The organism is Vreelandella neptunia (assembly GCF_000712975.1).
Taxonomy (GTDB): Bacteria; Pseudomonadota; Gammaproteobacteria; order Pseudomonadales; family Halomonadaceae; genus Vreelandella; species Vreelandella qaidamensis.
This window is the reverse complement of the sequence record NZ_JHQL01000002.1, coordinates 324,117-342,282: the sequence shown is the minus strand read 5'-3', so window position 1 is coordinate 342,282 and position 18,166 is coordinate 324,117. Positions and strand designations below refer to the sequence as shown.

General features: G+C 49.5%; 13 protein-coding genes. 3 read left to right on the top strand and 10 right to left on the bottom strand.

What is annotated here, in order from left to right:
- Positions 1–2 precede the first annotated feature (2 nt).
- The 5 genes from CR46_RS0106200 to CR46_RS0106180 all read right to left on the bottom strand — a co-directional run bounded on the left by CR46_RS0106200 (position 3) and on the right by CR46_RS0106180 (position 8,106).
- Entirely contained in the window at positions 3–1,280 is a 1,278-nt protein-coding gene (locus CR46_RS0106200) for a sensor histidine kinase (protein ID WP_198023699.1), read from the bottom strand.
- 64 nt (positions 1,281–1,344) lie between these two features.
- Entirely contained in the window at positions 1,345–4,335 is a 2,991-nt protein-coding gene (locus CR46_RS17940) for a PAS domain-containing protein (protein WP_051690131.1), read from the bottom strand.
- A gap of 39 nt (positions 4,336–4,374) precedes the next feature.
- Positions 4,375–5,703: a GGDEF domain-containing response regulator gene (locus tag CR46_RS17710; protein WP_051690130.1), complete on the bottom strand. Its 1,329-nt coding sequence runs from the start codon at positions 5,701–5,703 to the stop codon at positions 4,375–4,377.
- Between the two features lie 774 nt (positions 5,704–6,477).
- On the bottom strand, positions 6,478–7,443 hold the full coding sequence (locus tag CR46_RS0106185; RefSeq protein WP_030070979.1) for an SLAC1 anion channel family protein: 966 nt from the start codon (positions 7,441–7,443) through the stop codon (positions 6,478–6,480).
- Between the two features lie 189 nt (positions 7,444–7,632).
- Positions 7,633–8,106, bottom strand: coding sequence for a Dps family protein (locus CR46_RS0106180; protein WP_030070977.1), 474 nt, complete (start codon positions 8,104–8,106; stop codon positions 7,633–7,635).
- Positions 8,107–8,806: 700 nt separating this feature from the next.
- On the opposite strand from CR46_RS0106180, the gene CR46_RS0106175 reads away from it, so the two are divergent.
- The 3 genes from CR46_RS0106175 to CR46_RS0106165 all read left to right on the top strand — a co-directional run bounded on the left by CR46_RS0106175 (position 8,807) and on the right by CR46_RS0106165 (position 12,079).
- Positions 8,807–9,454 (top strand): peroxiredoxin, encoded by a 648-nt coding sequence (locus CR46_RS0106175; RefSeq protein WP_030070975.1) that lies wholly within the window; start codon positions 8,807–8,809, stop codon positions 9,452–9,454.
- Positions 9,455–9,533: 79 nt separating this feature from the next.
- Positions 9,534–10,442: an MBL fold metallo-hydrolase gene (locus CR46_RS0106170; RefSeq protein WP_030070973.1), complete on the top strand. Its 909-nt coding sequence runs from the start codon at positions 9,534–9,536 to the stop codon at positions 10,440–10,442.
- A gap of 170 nt (positions 10,443–10,612) precedes the next feature.
- On the top strand, positions 10,613–12,079 hold the full coding sequence (locus tag CR46_RS0106165; RefSeq protein WP_030070972.1) for a dihydrolipoyl dehydrogenase: 1,467 nt from the start codon (positions 10,613–10,615) through the stop codon (positions 12,077–12,079).
- 46 nt (positions 12,080–12,125) lie between these two features.
- On the opposite strand, the gene CR46_RS17705 is transcribed toward CR46_RS0106165, so the two are convergent.
- From CR46_RS17705 to CR46_RS17700, 5 genes are all read right to left on the bottom strand, one after another.
- Complete coding sequence (locus CR46_RS17705) at positions 12,126–13,019, bottom strand: alpha/beta hydrolase (RefSeq protein ID WP_051690129.1); 894 nt, start codon at positions 13,017–13,019, stop codon at positions 12,126–12,128.
- Between the two features lie 25 nt (positions 13,020–13,044).
- The gene (locus tag CR46_RS0106155) at positions 13,045–13,656 is read right to left on the bottom strand and encodes an ankyrin repeat domain-containing protein (protein ID WP_051690128.1); all 612 of its coding nucleotides are present in this window, start codon (positions 13,654–13,656) and stop codon (positions 13,045–13,047) included.
- A 33-nt stretch (positions 13,657–13,689) separates the two neighbouring features.
- Complete coding sequence (cydB, locus tag CR46_RS0106150; RefSeq protein ID WP_030070965.1) at positions 13,690–14,688, bottom strand: cytochrome d ubiquinol oxidase subunit II; 999 nt, start codon at positions 14,686–14,688, stop codon at positions 13,690–13,692.
- Complete coding sequence (locus tag CR46_RS0106145; protein WP_030070963.1) at positions 14,685–16,109, bottom strand: cytochrome ubiquinol oxidase subunit I; 1,425 nt, start codon at positions 16,107–16,109, stop codon at positions 14,685–14,687. The genes cydB and CR46_RS0106145 overlap by 4 nt, the downstream gene beginning before the upstream one ends.
- Positions 16,110–16,546: 437 nt before the next feature.
- Entirely contained in the window at positions 16,547–18,028 is a 1,482-nt protein-coding gene (locus tag CR46_RS17700; RefSeq protein ID WP_084180386.1) for a PAS domain S-box protein, read from the bottom strand.
- Positions 18,029–18,166: the final 138 nt, after the last annotated feature.

Below are 18,166 nucleotides of genomic sequence, written 5' to 3'. Positions count from 1 at the left end.
CATCACCTTGCTAGTGGTAGATCAAAAATAATTGCTGTGCCGCCTGAGATACCTTCTTCGATAGCGATATGCCCTTCGATATTGCGTAGGGCTCTTACTACCAGGGCGAGCCCCATCCCAGTACCAGGATACTGTTTGCTGCTCGGTACCAAGCGCGTGAAGATCTCCATTACTTGTTCACGATACTCAGGCAAAATCCCGCTACCATTGTCCTCAACACGAAACTGAACGCGACCGGCCATCGTGCGTGCCGTAATACGAACTTTTAAATTGCGCTCTGGAGCACGATATAGCCAGGCGTTCTGTAAAAGCGCGTGAAAAATCATTTTGAGCTGACGCGCATCTGCACTTACTGACGGCAGTCGCTGAGGAATTTCTATTGCGCCCTTACGCCTTAGCTCTGCAAGCTCAGGGGTAGAGTGGCAGACCGCATCAATGAGGCAATCTGGTTCCACTGTTTCCAGCTTCGGCTGGAGGTCAAGACTAAGGTAGCGCTGAATATCATTCACCAGCTCTTTCAGCTTTTTGGCCTGACTCTCTATAAAGTCAACAGCCATTTGCATCTCTTTGTTATCTTCCTCTGTCACCGAGTGAGCACTCTTTTGGGACAGATGATGACGCTGTTTTTGGGCGAGCTGTTGAGATAACTGTTGGGCGAAGCTGACGAGTCGCCGACTAGGTTCCTGGAAGTGATGTGCCATAACGTGACTTAATCGCTCAAGCTCCCGATTACGAAAGGAGAGTTCGTTGATTAAGCGACGGTTGTCTTGTTGAGAACGACGTAAGCGATGCAAAATAATCACCAGAATGGCAATGACACAAAATTGCAGGAGGGTCGCCCCCATCGCTAGCCAAAGCGTACGTTGCTTTGAAGCTTGAATCTGCTGTGTCTGCAGATCAACTTGCTCTTCTACACGTTCGATATAGTGCCTTTCGGCAGAGCTTTCAAAGTCGCTGGTATCATAAAGCGAAGAGATGAGAACCTCGCGTCCATCCACTATGAAGCGACTGGTGTAGACACCCATTACCTTGATGTCGTTATTGGCTAGCCTATGTCGAAAGTACAAGTGGTTACGCTCGGTTTTGGCAGCGCGTTGGAGCTCGTCTTCTATTTGCTTTGGCGTGAGCATATTGATTTGGTTGATGTTCATGCCTGTTAGCGGCTCGAAGCCATAAAACTCCTCTGCGGCTCGGTTAGCGGCCAAAATTTCTCCCCGATCGACTGACAGCATCCACATAGGCGTCGAGTGATGCTCAAAAAACGCGTTAAAGTCTGGCATGGCCCACCCCGTTACTGGCAACCAAGAGAGGTAGAGGGCGCACAGAATACAGTGAAGGCGCACATTACACCGCATCATGTTTTCCTTCTGAGGTGTGGTGCGCTGGGAGTGTTAGCGTGAAACGACTTCCTTTGCCTTCCCCTTCGGATTCCACCCAAATTTGCCCGCCGTGGCGTTCAACAATTTTGCGGCATATGGCTAAACCCACGCCAGTGCCCTCGTACTGCTCTCGGGTATGTAGGCGTTGAAAAACCTTGAATAAGCGGTCTATTTGATCCGGGGCGATGCCAATGCCATTATCCGTTACGCTGATTTGCCATTGCTGGCTATCGATTAATGCTGCGCTATCGATTAATGCTGTGCTATCGATAGTGATTTTAACGGCTTCATTCTCTTTTAAGCGGTATTTCAGAGCGTTGCTGATTAGATTTTGGAATAGCCGTGTCATCTCGTCAGGACTTGCATAAACAGTGGGCCAGTCGCCTGTCACCTCGATTGCGGCATTGGCTTGCTTGATATCAGGAGTCAAAAAGTGCAGCGCTTCATCAAGGGCATTTCTCAACGACATCTCTTGCATTGGTTGTCCCTTGCGCCCAACGCGGGAGTAATCAAGCAGTGATAGCAGCATGTTGTCCATTCGCTTTGCGCCATCGCGCATATAGTGCAGCATCATCTCTCCATCTTCATCGAGCCCGCCAAGATGGTGTTCAAGCAGTTGCGCGTAGCTTGTCACCATGCGTAATGGCTGACGGAGGTCATGCGATGCGGCGTACGCAAAATGCTCAAGCTCCTTATTGGAGCGCTCAAGCGATTCGCGATACTGTTCAAGTTGCAACTGCGTTGTGTGCTCGTCGGTGACATCACGCAAGTACCCATGCCACATGGTGCTGCTATCTTCCAGCCGTTCAGGTGTAGCGATGCCTTCGACCCAGATTTGATGGCCGCCAGGATGGTTGATGCGATATGTTTGGCGCCACATCGTTAACTTGGCGGCCGAGGTAGAAATGCTATGAGCAACTGCTGGTAAGTCTTCGGGGGCGATAAAATTGAACACCTCACTAGCATCTTCTTGAACCTCTTCAGGCGAGACGCCGTAGATATCTTCAATGCCTGTGCTAGCGTAAGGGAAGGCGCTGTGACCATCTGGGTGGAGCCAAAACTGATATAACATGCCAGGCAGCAGCGCCGCATGCTTACGCGTTTGATCCATAGCCGATTTGGCCCTTGCTTCGGCCTCTTTGCGTGCAGTGATATCGCTATGGGTACCAGCGACCCATACCGGCTCGCCGAATTCATTGCGTGTGATAACGCGACCGCGATCCTGAACCCAGATCCAATGACCGTTACGGTGGCGCATGCGGGCTTCAAAATCGTAAGCGTCACGCTTGCCTTCAAAATGTTCAGTTAATAGTGTCTCTGAACGCTTGAGATCGTCTGGGTGACAGAAGGCCATCCACGTATCAATAGTGGTGGGTGTTAGCTCATCTAGGCGATACCCTACCATTTCAGCCCAGCGTTCGTTGAAACGTGTTTCACCCGTTTGGATATTCCACTCCCAAGTGCCAGCGGCAGTGCCCCAAAGGATGTTCTGCAGTGCGTTACGCTCTTCTTCTAGTCTTCTACGGGCGCTCTCCTGTTCGGTAATATCGTGCAGAGCAACTAAAAATATCGGTTTTTGCTGCAACGCAGCTAGTAATTTGCTGTTTGTAAACTTAATTAACGTTGCTTGAACAATAACGGAGGCGCCTTGCAAATCCGTATGTTCCCAGATGAACTGCTGACGTTCATCGCACGCAAGCGTCAGTAATTCCCTCGCACGAGTGGTGGAGAGTTGCCCGTCCGGCTGCGTCTTGGGCGAAAGGTCCACAATGTCCTTACCAATTAAATCGTCACTGCTGTGTGCTTTAAACAATGTGTGTGCGGCATAATTACTTTCTGCAATAACAAAATGTCCCCTCTCGTCGGTATGCAAAAGTAGCTTGGCACTGGGTGAGTAATAGAAAAGAGCGGTAAAGCGTTCAAAGAGGCGGGACTTGCGTATATAAAGCACAATAAAAAGTGCAAGCAACAGCACGAATGCTGCTGTCAGAGCGACCGGTAGCCAGATAGCATCGCCAAAGCGAGCGTTCAGCTGCTGCCAGAGAGATAGTTGCGTTGTTGCGAAAGGGGCAACACCTAACGTACGCGCTGCCAGCTCAACTGGTAAATAGTCCTGGGGTGGGTTAAACCCAATGGATTCGCTCTCCTTCGGCTCAGCATCTTCCAGGCTAAGCAGGGCCCGACTGACGTGCCGGATATCGTCTATGGAGACATGTGGCATAGCAGCAAACGCCCACTCTGGATAGAGTCGGGTGGAGTGAGCAAGTGGAAAGCCTGGATTCAAGTCGTGAGCTTGCACGACAGTGAGCGTATCTTGCGCTAAAAGTCCGCTTGCTATCCAGTCCTCCAAAATACCGCTGCGCACAAAGCCGGCGTCAACTTCGCCGTTCAGAAGTGCCTGCATAACAGCGTCGTGAGACCCTAATTCTTGATAGTTAGCAAATTGCTCAGGATCATATCCCTGCTGATGGATCTCATAAGCTTGAGCGAGAAATCCCCCAAGAAAGCGTTTGCCGGGTACGCCGATGACACGCCCCTCCAGTGCAGACAACGTTTCTATATTGTCCTCCGCTAGAGATAGAATAACTCCCGCGAGAGAGCTTAGGTGGTGCCCCCCCTGGTATGTCTGAAGTGTCGCCAACGCGCCGCTGACATTATAATGCTGGCGGACGGCCAAGAAATGGCGTGGATTAGTGAGGATGAAGTCTATGTCGCCCGCTTTAAGCGCTTCATCCAGCGCTTCAAGTGATAACACTTGCATGCGCACTTGATGGTGGGGAAGTGCGTTCTGTATTGCCTCTATAATGGGAGAGAACTGTTCGCGAACTGTCCCAACATCACGGTAGGCAAACACACCTAGCGTTGTTGAAGGGGCTGCGACAACAGCCTGTGAAAATATTAACGCTGCAGCCAACAACCACCTTATCAGCGAACAATGGCGAGCAGGTAAAGGCATGAGGTGTCCTTCGATGTGTCAAGGTGCAATATCAATGTGTTATGCCGGCGCTGTTGGCGCGTCAGTTGTACCTTCATCATGTTCAACGCGATTGCGGCCGCTCTGTTTGGCGCGATAAAGCGCCGCATCTGCACGGGCGATGGCGCCATCAGGCCGCTTGTCGTCAGTAGATAGCAGGGCGACACCAATGCTGGTAGTGACACCAATGACTTCTTCCCCTGACTGCACGCGCATGGCTTCAACGACGGCGCGTACTTTTTCTGCTACATGAGTGCCGCCGTCATAACCCGTATCGGGAAGTAAAATAGCAAATTCTTCACCACCTAAACGACCGAATACATCGTTTTCACGCAGCTTATCGGCGATTGTATGGGCAAAGGCTTTGAGAATGTCATCGCCTGCTGAATGGCCATAGGTGTCGTTAACGGACTTAAAGTAGTCAATATCCAGCATTAAAATAGTGGTGTGATAATTGGCACTCCGTTTGACACGGCCGTATTCGCTGTCCATGGCTTCCATGAAACTACGTCGGTTGAAAAGCCCTGTTAGTGGGTCATGCATAGCCAGGTTGCGCAGCTGTTCCTCCATGTCTTTACGTGAGGTGATATCTTGCTGGATACCGACCACACGCTCCGGATTCCCTCCTGCATCCCAGCTAATCAAATGACCAGATTCGAATACCCAGACCCAGTGTCCTAGCTTGTGTTTCACACGGAATTCGCTTTGGTAACGCTTCTCCTCTCCATTAACATGGCGTTCGAGTGCTAGGTTGATAGAGGCTGCATCATCAGGGTGCGCGCGTACCACCCACTGCGCTAACGTTTGCGGTACGGTTTCGTCGTCAGCATCGAACCCAAGATTATTCAGCAGTCGCTCGCTGGTATAGCAGGCATCTGTTTTTAAGTTCCACTCCCAAATGCCAAGGTTGCCGCCTTCAATAGCGGCCATCGTCAGCTGTTCAGATTCTTGTAAGCGCCGTTCTAGCTGGTGTCGCTCCATTGCGTAGCGTATAGCACGTACAAGGGCGGCTGCCGCTATGTCGTTTTTGATCAGATAGTCTTGGGCGCCGGCCTCTAAGGCTTGAAGAGAGAAATCCATATCATCGTGGCCAGTTAACACCACAATAGGGGTCTCGCGAGCCATTGCCTTGCAGCGTGAGACAGTAGCAAGCCCGCTTGAATCAGGTAAATTCAAGTCGAGGAGAATAACGTCAGGAGCAGCTGTCATTGCTCTAAGATGCGTGTCGAGTTCTTCGAGACTAGTGACCCAGTGGAAATCGTGCTCCCCACCGCTGAACTTTAGGTTATAGCGAATTAAGCCAGCGTCGCCTGGCTCATCCTCAACCAAGATGATGGAGAGCTTTTGCATAAAATGTAACCTAAGAAAAATTGCTATGATTGAGCCACTTTACCAAATTTAACAAGCATCCATGCAGCTGTTGCATGTAACGAGTAGCGTCAGCGATGTTGATCAACTTAACCGTATAGTCCGCCCAGCCCTCCTAAGTGGCTTATTACTATCAACATTTCCTTGTAAAGCTGATGCGGCTAATAACACTGCAGGAATCGATCGTAACATTTTGTGATTATTAGCTTGCTCAAAAAAGGCAAATTTATCCATTCTTGGTATATTGAGGTTAAGCAATATAAATTGGGTAGATGCGCATTTTCGGCACATTGCTAGCCACCCTAAAACGTTTTACCGGGGCGGATGCAAACTCTGATTGCAACACACATTATTAAATAGCGGGTGGATTGGACTTTCACGGTGCTTAGCCATTAGCTCGCTCTTCACTTCCATTGGATATTTCGGGTTCAAAGTATTTGTGGGTGCGTATATTCAGCTCGAAAGCAATCTCATCTAGCTCGCCCTAGGTTACACACAGAGATCAGTTCCTTTCGGTAAATATTGGCGAATAGAGCCATCAATACTCTCTTATGGGCTCCGTTGCCACGGTTTATGTGGATCGTAAAAACAAATGGCGAAGCCGGTTTTTTTGGGTGATTTCTACATGATGAGTCATTTCGCGTCTCATGATCATAGACCATGCTTTTGCAGGTGGGCGGGCGTCAGTATGTCAGTATTCGGCTCAAGACGGCGCTGAAGCCCGCTATCGCTAATATGGCTGTGATGTCGTTTATTTTAATCTTCAACACAGATTGACCGTATACGTACAGCTTGGAAAGTCTTTATTGTAAGCATGCTAATCAAAAGTGTTAATAACCCCAAAAGACTGAGACTTAGCACTTTAAAAAATGGTAGTTGTAGCTGTTCAAACATCAAAAAACTAGCAATGGTAATAGCTGCCATTGGGAATGAATAAGCCCACCAGGATAAGAAAAAATCAAGCTTTATAAATCGCGTTGTTTGAGTTAGTAGCATTAAGGTAAGAAATAGAGCGATATAATAGAGGATACGGCCAAATGCGTTGATTTCCCCTACCAGTTGAAACCACGACATGGATCCCACCGCTGGTGGTGCAATTAGGATGAATAACGTAGGCAGCAGCTTGGCGGGCAAGGGCTGGTGAAAGAACATTCGATAGAAAATGATGGTCAGAAGTACACCCCAGAAAATAAGCCCGATGCTGAAGAAAAACCATGAAAGTTCAAGTGATGCATGCTCTATGCCAGCAATAGGTACAAGAATGTTTCCCACGATAGGAATAAACCAAGCTGGGTTTATATGGGTAACTTCAAAATGGGTCTGATGCAACCAAGCTGATAGAACATACAGCGTGAAACCAAGATGAAGTACTACACCAACACACCATAAAATGAAGGAAGCTCGGTTGCTGTATGGCAAAAAAGCAATGCTTAATAATATTATTCCAATAGATATAGTTGGAAAAAAGTTAAGCTTTATGGGGTGAGAAAGTTCAGATTTAACCTGGCTTGGATACTTTGCTATTTTAGTAATATAAAGTGCTAGCAAGACAACAAAAATGACTAAAGTGGTGGTAAGAAGAATTGGGCTAATTTTTATTGTAATATTGAACAAGGATTCTGCTCGGTGCCAAGCAATAGTAAATCCTGTCATTCCCATAATAAGAGAAAACCATGAGATTGGAAAGTTTTGTAGTCGAGAAGCGTGAACGCTAGAATTCATTTTATTTCCCCATTGAAAAATTCACTCTAGTTTCCATTAATAGGTTAACAGCTATTTTTATAAATTAATAAAGGTTTCTAGCATGAGGTGATAATCCTCATTGCTTTTAATCTTACAGTCTTACCTTTCTTCGACCACAACCACGAAAAATATTGAGTCGGGCGTGGTTGTGATCAATTTTTACTTTTACTACGAGAGGTGAGAAGTAAGCATCCACACGGTCTTTTCCTGCTCGCGGATATAGTCACCGGCTTGGGCAGCTGTTCCTTCATCCTCAGCATTTGAAGCCAATGATAGAAGCTCACGCTGTAGCTCAATTAAGACCTGATAGCCCTGGAGTACCCCACGTACGCATGTCTCGCCGTCTTGGACATTTTTATCCTCTTGGATCTTGGCAATTTTGACGTAATCACTGTAGGCATGTACTGGTTGGTGGCCAAGAGTGAGAATGCGCTCAGCAACTTCATCGACCTTAGTTAGCAGGTCTGTGTAAAGCTCCTCAAATTTCTCATGAAGCTGAAAAAACTGACGACCTTTTACATTCCAATGATATCCACGCACGTTCATATAGAAAATTTGATAGTTAGCAAGTAGCTCGTTGAGCTTCTTGGCCACCTGACTAGCACTAGCTTTTTTCAGGCCAATAGTATTGTTACTGCTCATGCGATCATCTCCTTATCATAAAATAAGTACTAATGCTGAATTACGTTCTATTGATAGGGATAGAATAAGCAAGGCGTCTGCTTAGTCTCCCTAAAAAATAATAGCGACTCACTCTCTACAGCGCCGTACATATTATTCCTATCGAAAGCCAATCTGTGGGTTACTTGGTTACTTTGTAGGTATCTACGCCTACTATTAGCTCATGCTACTAAGAGCTAGCACGGCACTGAAAAAGAGATTTACTATCTCGACCATAGTGCTTTTCGTAAGACGTTCGATATTAAGGCCAAAATGACCTAAGGAAATAATATTATTTTCTCTTTAGGAAGCTTAGGGCATACATAAGTTTTTTGCATGAGGCATTTAGACACACCTTAGTATCGATTAATACCCACGCTAAAAGTCCCGCATCAGCATGCGCTAAATTTTTGTCTGTGGTAGGTATCGTTATGAGATGCTTCTCCAACCATCTTCACAGCAGCGTTATTTCTACTAAAAAAGCTATGTTAGCTCCATTTGACTAGGCTTTAGCAAGGCTGGATCTGTGCTGGCTGCATTTGATAGGTAAAAAGACGTTAGCCGTAGTGCATGCTGGAGACGAGCATCTCTATTGCAGCAATAGGGCGTGTCTATTCGCTATATATAACAAAATGAGCTATCGTTATTCCTGCAAATAGATTTGATCCTACAGGAATTGATGATGTCGAACGATACTATTCAGCCCGTTATGCCCCAGATTAACCGTCCGGCTCCGGATTTCACGGCTAAAACAACACACGGTGAAAAGTCGTTAAGTGACTATCGTGGGAAGTGGCTAGTTCTTTTTGCCCATCCGTCTGATTTTACGCCGGTATGCACCACAGAGTTTTCGGCCTTTGCAAACTACGCTGATCAGTTCAACGCGGTGAATACAGAGTTACTGGGTTTGTCTATCGACAGTATCCATTCGCATATCGCATGGACCCGCAGCATCAAGGAGAACTTTGGTGTTGAGATTACCTTCCCGATCATTGCTGATTTGAGCATGAAAGTGGCCAACGCCTACGGCATGATTCAGCCAGGCGCTAGTGATACAGCGGCGGTACGTGCCACCTTTGTAATTGATCCAGAAGGCGTTTTGCGGGCGATGCTGTACTACCCAATGAGTAATGGCCGCTCCGTAGAGGAAGTGCTTCGCTTGGTTAAGTCATTACAAACCAGTGACGAGCATGGCGTTGCAACGCCTGAAGCTTGGTTGCCGGGTCAACCCGTTATCGTGCCGCCTCCCCACACGACTCACGATGCTGAGGCTCGTCAATCAGAAGGCTACGAATACACCGACTGGTACTTCTGCAAGAAATCCGTTTAACCGCTGTTGATGATGAGCAAATGGCTGACTACGGTCAGTCATTACGCCGCTTTTCAGCCAATCTTAGGGAGAATAACGCATGAATATCTTTGCGCATTCTGATCATACCGCTATGGGGACGCCTGATGTTGCCGGTTTTTTTGATCCGCGCACCTTTAGCGTCCAGTACGTGGTCAGTGACCCCGTAACGAAGCAGTGTGCCATTATCGACCCTGTCTTAGATTTTGATGAGAAATCAGGGGCAACGGCGACCCACCATGCTGACGAATTGCTGGCCTATATCAATAAAAAAGGTTTATCAGTGGTGTGGATACTGGATACCCATCCTCATGCTGATCACTTCTCTGCAGCACAATATTTGAAAGAAAAAACCGGCGCTCCAACGGCGATTGGCCAGCACGTCACCAAGGTGCAGGCGCTGTGGAAAGAGATTTACCACTGGCCTGATATGCCCACCGATGGACGCCAGTGGGATACGTTGTTTGCCGAAGGCGATACATTCACAATTGGCGAGCTAAAGGCTCGAGTTATGTACTCCCCAGGCCATACGCTTGCGTCTATTACGTATGTGATCGGCGATGCGGCATTTGTTCACGATACGCTCTTTCAACCTGATTTCGGCACTGCACGAGCGGACTTTCCCGGCGGAGATGCCAGCGTGCTATGGGCGTCTATTCAGCAAATTCTGGCGCTTCCAGCCGCTACTCGCTTGTTTACCGGCCATGATTATATGCCCGATGGTCGAGAGCCTCAGTGGGAAAGTACGGTGGCGGAGCAACGCGATTGCAACCCGCATCTAGCAGGTGTCAGTGAAACGGACTATGTCGCTTTACGTCATAAACGTGATAGCGAATTACCGATGCCTAAGCTAATCCTACACTCTTTGCAGGTGAACGCCCGAGGTGGCCGATTGCCAGAGCCAGAGGCCAACGGTAAGCGTTATTTAAAAATTCCACTGGATGCGCTGGAGGGAGCTGCTTGGGATTAACGTTTCGAGATTCGTTCCCTTAAGTCGGCGAGTGGGGCGACTTGCTAGTTTACTGTGCGCGCCTAACACAGTGACTAATGATGTCTCTGTGAGTGTTTTTAATACCCCGTGTCGGCCGCCCTTTACCCGCCGCTTAAACATACTGTGCTGAAGGAAGAGGAACACGCGTTATGCAACAACAGCAAACGAAGGTCGCCATTATTGGTGCGGGCAGCGCTGGGCTTAGTGCTTGGCATGCTGCGCGTAAGCACACCGATGATGTTGTCTTAATAGAGTCCGGTGCGTATGGCACCACGTGTGCTCGGGTGGGGTGCATGCCCTCTAAGCTACTGATCGCAGCTGCAAACACGGCCCATAGCGCTCGAAATGCAGGAATGTTCGGTGTCACCATTAACGAGGTGGCGGTTGACGGGCATGCGGTGATGGCTCGGGTTAGAGGCGAGCGCGACCGCTTCGTTGGCAATGTGTTGTCCTCCATGAAGTCGATTCCCGAGTCACACCGCCTGCAGGGGCACGCGCGGTTTATCGACCCACACACGCTCGCCATTGGTGACCATACCCAACTGACAGCCAACGCCATTATCATTGCCACCGGCTCTCGACCAACGTGGCCACGTTTGCTGGAAGGGGCGGGAGACCGCTTAATCATCAATGATGATGTGTTTGATTGGGATGCGCTGCCAGCCTCCGTGGCGGTGGTGGGGCCGGGCGTTATTGGAATGGAGCTAGGGCAGGCGCTTAGTCGATTAGGTGTGCGCACACGTACCTTTGGTGTTGGCGGTGCTGTGGGGCCGTTTCAGTCTGACAAGCTTAGGCAACTGGCCGATGAAACATTCAATCGAGAGCTCTACCTAGACCCTGATGCCACCATTGAGCAGGTTGAGCACCAAGGCGATGGCGTCGCCATTACCTTCTATGAGCGGGACAGCGGACAAAAAATCACGGAAATATTTGACTACGTGCTAGCCGCAACAGGGCGTAAGCCTAACGTCGATCAGCTGGATATCGAGAAAGCAGGCATAGCGCTAGATGAGCGTGGTGTTCCTCGGTTTAATCGTTTCACCACGCAGTGTTTAGCTCAGGACAACACACATAGCCCTATCTTCATCGCGGGCGATGCCAACCAGTCCGTTCCGCTACTCCATGAAGCGATCACCGAAGGCAAAATTGCCGGACGCAATGCCGCCCGCCTAGATGATGTGCAAGTGGGGCAGCGTAATGTGCCGCTCGCGGTGGTGTTTACCGAGCCGCAAATGGCCATTGTGGGGGAGAGCCGTGCAGCGCTAGAGGCGCGCTACGGCGGGTGTGACTGTATTGCCGAAGGCGGCGTGTCGTTTGACGACCAAGGCAGGGCGCTCGTAATGGGTGAAAACCATGGCTATTTAGCGCTTTACGCAGAGCACGGCAGCGGGCTCTTTTTAGGGGCTGAAATGTTAGGGCCTCGCGCGGAGCATATTGCCCACTTGCTTGCCTGGGCCTTAGAGCAAAAGCTGACCGTTAGCCAAATGTTGGCAATGCCCTTTTATCATCCTGTTATTGAAGAAGGCGTAAGGTCGGGGCTGCGTGATTTGCAGGCTAATCTAAAGCAAGGGCCAAGCATTACTGAGCGTTGCATGGAATGTGGCCCAGGCGACTGATAATGGGTGTAGATAGTACGTTAGCAAGAAAGTGATGAACTGAAGGCTAACTTGCGAGGCACATCGCTTCCTTCGAAGCGACAGATGCCTGTAAAAATGCCACCAGTTCATCACTGTGCTGCGTCATGCTTGGTGTTAAGTCGTGCCCTCCACGCACTAAACGCAGAACAGCGTTACCCCCTTGGTTCGCCAATTTATAAGCGTCTGTTTGAGGTATTACGCAATCACTGTCGCCATGCACTAACAGTACAGGGCAAGAGATGTACGCTAATGTATGCAGTGGAGCAATAGCATCGAACCGATATCCAATCACTCGCTCCACATAGTGAAGTACGTACCAGCCTAGGGGAAAAAAGGGGATGCCTTTTTCTGCTAACCATCGCTTCATCATGTCTGCTGGATGAGCAAAGCTCGAAATACTAACAACAGCGGTTATATCGCTTCGGCGTGACGCAGCTAGCAGCGTGGCAGCAGCCCCTACTGAATGACCAATCAGTGCCGTAGCACGACGATCATAGTTGCTATGTAACCAGTCGAGTGCAGCGTCAATATCCTCTGCAAAACGAGGCATTGAGGAGAAGGTATCCTCATCACTATTGCCATGATTGCGCACGTCAAATGCCAATACATTCCATCCGGCCGCCAGCAATACGGGAACTAACGGTAGAAGGGCAGTACGATTAGAACCCCAGCCATGGGTTAATATCGCATGTCCCTTTTGCTCATGCGTCGTGGTAAACCACCATCCTTCTAATGTGAGCCCATTCATCGTCGTAAAACGTATGGTTTGTCGATTGGGAGAGTATGTATTCTCTCCATCAATCACGGCTTCATGGGCGGGGGTAAGCTGTTGGCGCAAGCGCTGATGAAAACAGTGAAAGAGTATAGCGACCAGTATGCTGGCGATGAAAATACTAGACGCCCATAGCCATAGATTCACGCTGTATCCTTATTTACTTAGGTCGTTAAAGCGTACTGCTGAGAAATAGGACCATATCGTCGTGCCCTTCCATTGCCGCCCAGTGCAGTGCACTTTGGCCTTTGTGGTCGGCCTGTAACGGGTTTGCGCCATGGTCTAAAAGTAGCTGCGCTGTGGGGTGGTCATTCTGCTTTGCAGCCCAAGTCAGCGCTGTCCAACCCAGCGTATCTTGCTGATCTACTTGAGCCCCCTGCGCTAACAAATATGCCGCTGCCGCTGTTTGGCGACTTACAACGGCTACCATTAACGCGGTGTAGTGACTGTCGTCGTGATGCTCTAAGTGGGCACCTGCCTGATAGAGCTGATCCAGGGCGGCAACGTTACCGAGCGAGGCGGCCTTCATCAGCGGCGACCAACCGCAGTTGTCTGACCTGTCCAGTGCTGCGCCTTGTCGTATGAGGCGCGCTATGCTGTCGTTATCGCTAATCTCTACTGCACGGAAAAGCTCAGTGCGGCCTAAGTGGTCGCGTTGGTCCATATCTTGTGTGAGCGACTGATACAAAGTGACAATCAGCAGGCCGACGACTAAGGGCAGCATGACACCACTGAGCATGGGAAAGCGCATAAACCATGCAGCAACGCGCGGACCTATTGTCATGTGTTTACGCCCTGCTGATTGAAGTAGCAAGCATCAATGATAGCCTTCTCCCACTTTGACCTTGCCGCGAAACACCCAGTAGGTCCAGGCGGTGTAGGCCAACACAATAGGGATCACAAACAAGAAGCCGATCAGTAAGAACAGCTGCGACTCTGGGGCAGAGGAAGCATCCCAAATGGTATAGTTAGGCGGCACAATCACTGGCCATTTGCTGGCAATCAGACCCAGGTAGGTAAACAGGAAGATACCTAACGCCATGACAAAAGGTAGCCCTTCATCTTGGCGCTTGACCGAACGGTACACCAAACCTGAACAGAGCAAGGCCAGTACAGGGAAGATCCAAATCAGCTGGAACGTATCCATCCAGCGGCTATACACCTCAGGGCTGACGAGCGGTGTCCAGATGCTCACAATGGCAAACACAGCCAAGACCGCCAGCAACAGCTTAGGCGTGATGGCATAGGCCCACTGCTGCACATGGCCCTCTGATTTCATAATCAGCCAAGTAGCGCCCAATAGCGCATAGCCGGCCATTAATCCTAATCCGGTTAACACGGTGAAGGGGGTTAACCAGTCGAGTGCGCCGCCGACGTAGCGAAAATCTTCAACGGCAAACCCTTGAATATAGGCCCCCACCACGGCGCCCTGAGCAAAGGCGGCGATAGCCGAGCCTAAGAAAAAAACGCGGTTCCACCAGCGGCGGTTTTTGTGCGACTTGAAGCGAAACTCAAAGGAAATGCCGCGGAAAATCAGCCCGGCAAGCATCAAAAACACGCCAATATAGAGCGCTGGTAAGAAGACCGAATAGACCAGCGGAAACGCGCCTAAAAGCCCAGCGCCACCGAGTACCAGCCAGGTTTCATTACCGTCCCAAACGGGGGCGACAGAGTTCATCATCACATCGCGTGAATCTTCATCAGGGGCAAAGGGGTATAGGATCCCCAGGCCCAAATCGAAGCCGTCCATAATGACGTACATAATCACGCCAAAGCCGATGATTACCGCCCAGATTAAGGCTAAGTCGATACTCATGATACGTTTGCTCCTGCGGTGCGATCGCCTAAGTCATCATCTAACGGGGTGTGCGCGGCAGAAAACGGACGCTTAGGACGCTCAACTTCTCCTTTAACTTCAATGGGGTCGTCGTGCATGCCGTTACGTACTACGCGGGTGAGGTAGTACACGCCGACGACAAACACCACGCTATACACGGCGACATACCCAATTAGCGTAAACAGCGCCATCGCGCCGGTGAGTGACGGCGTTAAGCCTTGTGCGTGGGTCATCACCCCATACACCAGCCATGGCGCGCGGCCTGCTTCCGTCACGATCCACCCTGCAAGCACGGCCACAAACGGCGTGATAATCATCGCCACCAGTGTTTTCAGGAACAGGGGACTCTCAAAAATGCGCCCTTTGCGCCGCAGTATTAGCCCCAGAAGGGCCACGCCAATCATTAAAAAGCCAATGCCAACCATCACGCGGAAAGACCAGAACACTAGCGCTACCGGTGGCTGTTCTTCAGGAGCTACCTCGGAAAGTCCTGGAATCACGCCATCAGCGCTGTGCTTGAGGATGATGCTCGCCATGTTGGGAATGCCAAGCTCAAACCGGTTGGTTTGATTTTCCTGATCAGGCAGTGCAAAAAGCAGCAGTGGTACGTTAGAGCGGGTTTCCCAGTTGCCTTCCATGGCCGCCACTTTGGTTGGCTGATGCTCCAGGGTATTTAGCCCGTGGAAATCACCGATTAATGCCTGCGCGGGTGTTAAAAAGAGCAGTAACCATAGGCACATGGAGAGCGCTTTCTTATTAGCCTCTACATCGCGGTTGCGCAACAGGTACCACGCGCTAACGCCAGCCACCACAAAACCACCGGTGAGAAACGATGCCATGCCCATGTGCGCGAAGCGGTACCAGAACGACGGGTTAAAAATGGCCTCAAGCCACGAGGTAATATGGAAGCGACCATCAATCAGCTCATAGCCTGCCGGCGTTTGCATCCAGCTGTTAGCGGAAAGAATCCAAAAAGACGAGATGAACGTACCGATAGCCACCATGATGGCGGCAAATAGGTGAACTCCCTGCGGCACCTTGTTGCGGCCAAAGAGAAGAACGCCTAAAAAGGCTGCCTCAAGGAAGAAGGCGGTGACCACCTCGTAGCTGAGGATAGGACCAAGGAAGTTCGATGTAGCGTACGAGAAGTTGCTCCAGTTAGTGCCAAACTGGAAGGACATCACAATACCCGACACGACGCCCATACCGAACACTACGGCAAACACCTTGGTCCAGAACTGAGCTAAACGATCCCATGCTTGGTTGGCTGTTTTATAAAATAAGCCATGTAAAACAGCAATATAAGATGCTAGGCCAATCGTAAACACAGGAAATATAGCGTGAAAGGAAACGACAAACGCGAATTGCAAGCGGGATAAAATTAGCGGATCGAGCTCCATGACGACCTCCGAGAGCATGACGCGATATCCGTACTTTGCGAGCGTTCACTCGGCAAAGCGCACGTGATAAAACACAAGCCTATATCGCTTTAAGTAATATTCTTATAACTTAATTATTGTACAGGCAATGAGGCTGAAGCCACAAACGGAAGTGGCGATATCAAGGATGACGGTTTGTCGCATCTAGTGCTTGATCAGAAGTTGTCTAGGGCAGCTGCGGTGGCGAGGAACTTAATCATCGCGTAGGGAAAAAGAGGTACACGCCAGTAAGGGCTAACGCTTCCTTACGCGAGGCCTGTCAAAACAGCACACTAAGCAGGTTGGAGGTATGACTCATTCGATGAACATATGAAAAATAGCGTGTAGAAGGATGCCAGTGCGCTACTGGCTAAAACTTAGGTAGGGTAGCGCACGCATTGGAGTATAAGTTGTTCACGCTATTTTTTTTCAGCTAGATGCTTCAGCGTTTCCTTTAATTCGCCAAGCAAACTACGCGTTATTTCAACGCTACTGCTGACCTTACGGGCAGCATTAGATGAGCTCTCTGCCAACCGGCGCACTTCTTGTGCAACAACTGCAAACCCTCGGCCGGCTTCTCCTGCCCTAGCGGCCTCGATAGCGGCATTGAGTGATAGTAAGTTTGTCTGGCTAGCAATGCCATCAATTGACGCGACCAAAGCGCTGATTTTTTGGCTCGCTTCATCTACTTTGCTCATTTTGTCATCCATCTCGCGGCGCAGATTGACATCGGCAGTCACATCGCGAAAGAAAGCTGTATAGTGAGTTTCTGTGCCAAGCTTTACTTTAGATAACGTAACGCTTCCCCAACGAATTTCGCCGTCTTTACGGGGAACTGGAACTTCTCGGGTGAAGCCCACGATCTTATTATCTCCACCCCCACGATTAGCATTTACATAAGCGTCATGATTCGGCTGAATTGACTGTGGTACTAGCATTTTAACGTTTTTCCCCAGTACTTCCTGGCGGCTATATCCCCACAGTTTTTCAGCTGCGCCATTGAAAAAGGTGACGTTATTTTGGTTATCGATACTAACAACAGCGTCTAAAGCCTGCTCCAATGTTTGGTTGAGGCGCTCTTTAAGAAGGCGCTGGTCAGTAATATCTTTAGCAAAAGCGGTATAACAAGTTTCACCCTCTACGATGACTTCAGAAAGAGAAATATTGACCCAGATAGTTTCGCCGTTGCGGCGACGCATCACCACATCACGACTGCTACCAACAATGCGGTTTTGCCTAGTACGACGATGACGTCCGATATATTCGTCATGCTGGTTGCGGTGCTCTTCCGGTACCAGTAGCTTGACGTTGTGGCCTAGTACTTCCTCACGTTGGTAACCCCATAGCTGTTGCGCGGCATCGTTAAAAAAAACAATGTGGTTCTTTGCATCAATGGTAACGACTGCATCTAGCGCTTTTTCTAACGCCTGTTGAGCGTGATTGGTAGGTAACGACGGCAGGCGTTGGGTGGTTGCTAGGAGCCCTTCCTTATAAGGCACTACGGTGACACTAACAGTGAAGCTTTGTCCTGTGACATCTACGCTTTCTAAAATTTGTTCAGCACTGGTGTCAGTTTTTAGGCCAGGAATTATGGGCCGACAATCACCTCTTACTAACGCTTCCTTACCCCACAGTTGCTGTGCAGAAGGATTGCTTTTCAGAACATTGCCGTAACGATCTAGTTGTAAGATGGCCACTGGCAATGCATCGAAGAGAGACGTAAAAGTATCTGTGTGCGAGAGTTCTGAAGAATCAGTAGGCTCGGAAGAAAATGCAACAGTAAGCCGCTGGAGCAAAGAAAACATAAACAGTCTCTCGCTAAAATAAACCAGCCACAGGCTATCGATACAAGGTTTGTACGTCAATTTAATTTTTGGATAATTATTGACGGCTTTTTGCATCCAATACAGTGAATGCGTCGACAGGGAGAATCGCCCCGATCTCGACCAGCCCACCTAGGACGAAGCATTATAAATAGCCAGTCTCGCTTCAGTGCACTGCCCATCAAATGGCAGTCGGCTAACTTGCAGGTGCGACAA